The sequence below is a fragment of the Mesorhizobium sp. M7A.F.Ca.CA.004.06.1.1 genome (genome assembly GCF_003999135.1).
In the GTDB taxonomy this organism is placed as follows: domain Bacteria; phylum Pseudomonadota; class Alphaproteobacteria; order Rhizobiales; family Rhizobiaceae; genus Mesorhizobium.
Genome location: NZ_RZPQ01000636.1, coordinates 1 through 3452 on the forward strand (window position 1 = coordinate 1; position 3452 = coordinate 3452).

5 protein-coding genes and 1 pseudogene are annotated in these 3452 nt (G+C 62.7%); all 6 read right to left on the reverse strand.

The features are described from left to right. Window positions 1-59 precede the first annotated feature (59 nt). The gene (locus EN906_RS27370) at window positions 60-386 is read right to left on the reverse strand and encodes an NIPSNAP family protein (protein WP_127269475.1); all 327 of its coding nucleotides are present in this window, start codon (window positions 384-386) and stop codon (window positions 60-62) included. Between the two features lie 81 nt (window positions 387-467). Then, complete coding sequence (locus EN906_RS27375; protein ID WP_023811631.1) at window positions 468-1037, reverse strand: NifU family protein; 570 nt, start codon at window positions 1035-1037, stop codon at window positions 468-470. 156 nt (window positions 1038-1193) lie between these two features. Beyond that, window positions 1194-1685 carry a universal stress protein gene (locus EN906_RS27380; protein ID WP_013528063.1) on the reverse strand — a complete coding sequence of 164 codons (492 nt, stop codon included), beginning with the start codon at window positions 1683-1685 and terminating at the stop codon, window positions 1194-1196. 92 nt (window positions 1686-1777) lie between these two features. Then, window positions 1778-2845: a tryptophan--tRNA ligase gene (gene trpS / locus EN906_RS27385; RefSeq protein WP_127256391.1), complete on the reverse strand. Its 1068-nt coding sequence runs from the start codon at window positions 2843-2845 to the stop codon at window positions 1778-1780. A gap of 172 nt (window positions 2846-3017) precedes the next feature. Beyond that, on the reverse strand, window positions 3018-3251 hold the full coding sequence (locus EN906_RS38515) for a hypothetical protein (protein ID WP_245484345.1): 234 nt from the start codon (window positions 3249-3251) through the stop codon (window positions 3018-3020). Window positions 3252-3312: 61 nt separating this feature from the next. Beyond that, window positions 3313-3405, reverse strand: a pseudogene (locus EN906_RS38520) (hypothetical protein); the annotation flags it as partial. Window positions 3406-3452 lie beyond the last annotated feature (47 nt).

Below are 3452 nucleotides of genomic sequence, written 5' to 3' on the forward strand. Positions count from 1 at the left end.
AAACCGGGCAATTCGGCCCGGTTTTTTGTTGTTTGCGCGATGCGACGCCTGCTCGGTGGTCAGGACACCGCCGAGAACGAGGTGGGAGCCAAGATTTGGTTGGTGATTGTCTCGGTGATCTGGCCGTCACGCTCGGAATCTTCCCGCGCCTGTGTCCAGGCCGGGTCCTTCACGAACGCCGTCCAGCGCTCTTCGCGTTCGGCCAGCGATTCCCATGCCAGCATGTAGGTCAGGTCGTTGTTCGAAGCACCGATCAGCGTGGTAAAGAAACCCGCTTGGCGGATACCGTGCTTTTCCCATAATTTGAGGGTGATCTTGTCGAAGCGATCAAGAAGCGCCGGCAAGCGTCCCGGCAAAGCCCGGTAAACCCGAAGTTCGTAGATCACTTTGGAGTTCCTTCTGATCGATGCGCCGGAAGCGAAGAAATCGGACCAGATGGTCAGTGGGGTAGAATCATCAAAGGGGCGTCAGGAGACCTGTTCGACCTGCTGCACTTCCGGCACGAAATGGCGCAGAAGGTTCTGGATGCCGTGCTTCAGCGTCGCCGTCGATGACGGGCAGCCGGCGCATGCGCCCTTCATGTGCAGGAACACCGTGCCATTCTCGAAGCCGCGGAAGGTGATGTCGCCGCCATCCTGGGCGACCGCCGGACGCACCCGTGTATCGAGCAGTTCCTTGATGGTGATGACCAGCTCCTCGTCGGCTTTGTCGTAGAACTCACCGGTCTGGCTGGTCTCGGCGGCCGGGCCGGCCTTGGCCATGACGGGCGCGCCGGACATGAAATGCTCCATGATGGCGCCGAGGATCGCCGGCTTCAAATGCTGCCAGTCGGGGCCATCCTTGGTCACGGTGATGAAGTCATAGCCGAAGAAAACGCCGGTGACGCCAGGAATTTCGAACAGCCGGCCGGCCAGCGGCGAGGCAACGGCGGCGCTGTCGGCATCGCGGAAATCGGCGGTGCCTTCCAGAAGCACTTCCTTGCCGGGCAGGAATTTCAGCGTCGCCGGGTTTGGCGTCGATTCGGTCTGGATGAACATGGCCGTCTCCGTGCCCGTTTGGGCATCTAGTTTGGAACAATTCTAAATAGGCTCAATTGGCTGGACATTCAAGCGAAACGCATCGTCGGAACAGCTGGCTGGCGGAATGTTTTTCCGCGCCCATCATCGGACCGGCATCACCTGAAGAGCAGAATCTCAGGCCAGGCTGTCGATTTCCTCGTCCGACAGGTTCTGCGGCACGACAGTCACCGGGATCGGGAAGGCGGCACCCTTGCCGGCCACGGCGCCGACCAGTGGCCCCGGGCCTTCCTTGCCCGCACCGGCGGCCAGCACCAGGATGGCGATGTCCTGGTCTTCCTCGATCAATTTGTGGATCTCTTCCGTCGGCTTGCCTTCGCGCACCACCATCTCGGGCTCGATGCCGAGCTTCTGGCGCACCTTGTTGGCATAGCTGTCGAGCGCGGCGCGCGCCGTGGCGTTGGCTTCCTCGCGCATGATCTTCTCGACACCCAGCCAATGCTGGAAATCGTCCGGCACGATGACATAGAGCAGCACCAGCGTGCCGCTGGTGCTCTGCGCCCGTTTCGAGGCGTAGGCGACGGCGCGCTCGCATTCCGGCGTGTCGTCGATGATCGTCAGGAATTTCCTGCGATGGCCGGCTTCGCGGCTGAGGCGTTTGGAGACCATGTCTATCTACTCGGTGTCTTGCGGCGCAATCTGCCACTGCGGGGGACCGGCGGCAAGCCGCCGGCCTTGTGCCAGTGCACCCGATGTCGCGATCAGCCCTGCAGCAGGCCGATAATGTCGCGCACCGTCTTCATCGTCGCTTCGGCCAGCACGCCGGCGCGCTCGCCGCCATCCTTGAGCACCGCGTCGACATAGGCGCGGTCATCCGAAATGCGGCGCATCTCGCTGGCGATCGGCGCCAGTTTTTCCACTGCAAGATCGGCCAAGGCCGGCTTGAACACGGAAAACTGCTGGCCGGCGAATTCCTTGAGTACATCCGCCTTCGATATCTCGGCGAGACCCGCATAGATGCCGACCAGGTTCTCCGCCTCGGGCCGGCCGGCCAGGCCGTCCAGCTCGCTCGGCAACGCTTCCGGGTCGGTCTTGGCCTTGCGGATCTTCTTCGAGATGTCGTCGGCATCGTCGGTCAGGTTGATGCGCGACAAATCCGACGGGTCCGATTTGGACATTTTCTTGGAGCCGTCGCGCAGCGACATGATGCGCGCCGCCGGCCCGCCGATGACCGGCTCGGTCAGCGGGAAATAGCCGTTGACGGTCTCTTCGCCGACCTGCATCTCGACGCCGACGCCAAGGGCCGCGATGCGGTCGGAGAAGTCGTTGTTGAATTTCTGCGCGATGTCGCGGGTGAGTTCCAGATGCTGCTTCTGGTCCTCGCCCACCGGCACGTGGGTGGCACGGTAGAGCAGGATGTCGGCAGCCATCAGCGAAGGATAGGCAAGCAGGCCGAGCGAGGCGTTCTCGCGATCCTTGCCGGCCTTGTCCTTGAACTGCGTCATGCGGTTCATCCAGCCGATGCGCGCCACGCAATTGAAGATCCAGGCGAGCTCGGCGTGCTGCATGACCCGCGACTGGTTGAAGACGATGTGCTTCTTCGGGTCGATGCCCGAGGCCAGGAACGCAGCGGTGATCGACCGCGTCTGATCGGCTAGGTCTTCATAAACGAGTTGGGCTGTCAGCGAATGCAGGTCGACGACGCAATAGATGCAATCGGAGGTGTCCTGCAGGGCAACGAATTTCTTGATGGCGCCGAGATAGTTGCCGAGATGCAGATTGCCGGTCGGCTGGACACCGGAAAAGACGAGTGGCTTGAAGGCGGTCATGATTGTCCTCATGGCTTGTGGAGGGCCGTATAAGCGTGATTCCGAAAAGTTGCAGACTTTTCGGAGCCAATCGCGCGGCTGGAAACCGCGCGCGGCGAAAGTCTTGCGACGGCGCGCTTATGGACGAAGACGGCGCTGCGATCAAGACGGCGCTGCGGGCGTGTCGGGCGCTCTACTCGTCCAGGTCGGTCTTTGCGACCGGTGGCGCCGACTTGCCCGATCCCCGCTTGACGTTGCGTCGGATCATGCCGAAATCGGCACCGCCTGTGGCGAAGGCGGTGATGAAATAAAGCAGCGCTCCGCCGGCAACCAGCGACAGCAGCGTCGTCGCCTTGACCACCAGCGGCGAGCCCGGCCCTAGCCTGAAGGCGAACCAGTGCTCGGCGTCTTGATCCGGCGCGGCCATTGGGGGCGCGAGGGATCAAGACGCCGAGCAGCATCACCGCGTTGACCCAGCCGGCGACGGCCGAGGCCACCGCGATGCCGGGCGCGCCCATCCGTGGAAACAGCGTCAGCGCCGTGGTGACGTTCACCGCCACCGAGATGGCGGCAAAGATCATCGGCGTGCGCGTGTCCTCGCGGGCGAAATAGCCTGGGGTGAACGCCT

Bases quoted from the DNA above. Each gene is read 5' to 3' on its own strand.
- EN906_RS27375 (WP_023811631.1), bottom strand. From the start codon at position 1,037: ATGTTCATCCAGACCGAATCGACGCCAAACCCGGCGACGCTGAAATTC.
- EN906_RS27380 (WP_013528063.1), bottom strand. From the start codon at position 1,685: ATGGTCTCCAAACGCCTCAGCCGCGAAGCCGGCCATCGCAGGAAATTC.
- trpS (WP_127256391.1), bottom strand. From the start codon at position 2,845: ATGACCGCCTTCAAGCCACTCGTCTTTTCCGGTGTCCAGCCGACCGGC.
- EN906_RS38515 (WP_245484345.1), bottom strand. From the start codon at position 3,251: ATGGCCGCGCCGGATCAAGACGCCGAGCACTGGTTCGCCTTCAGGCTA.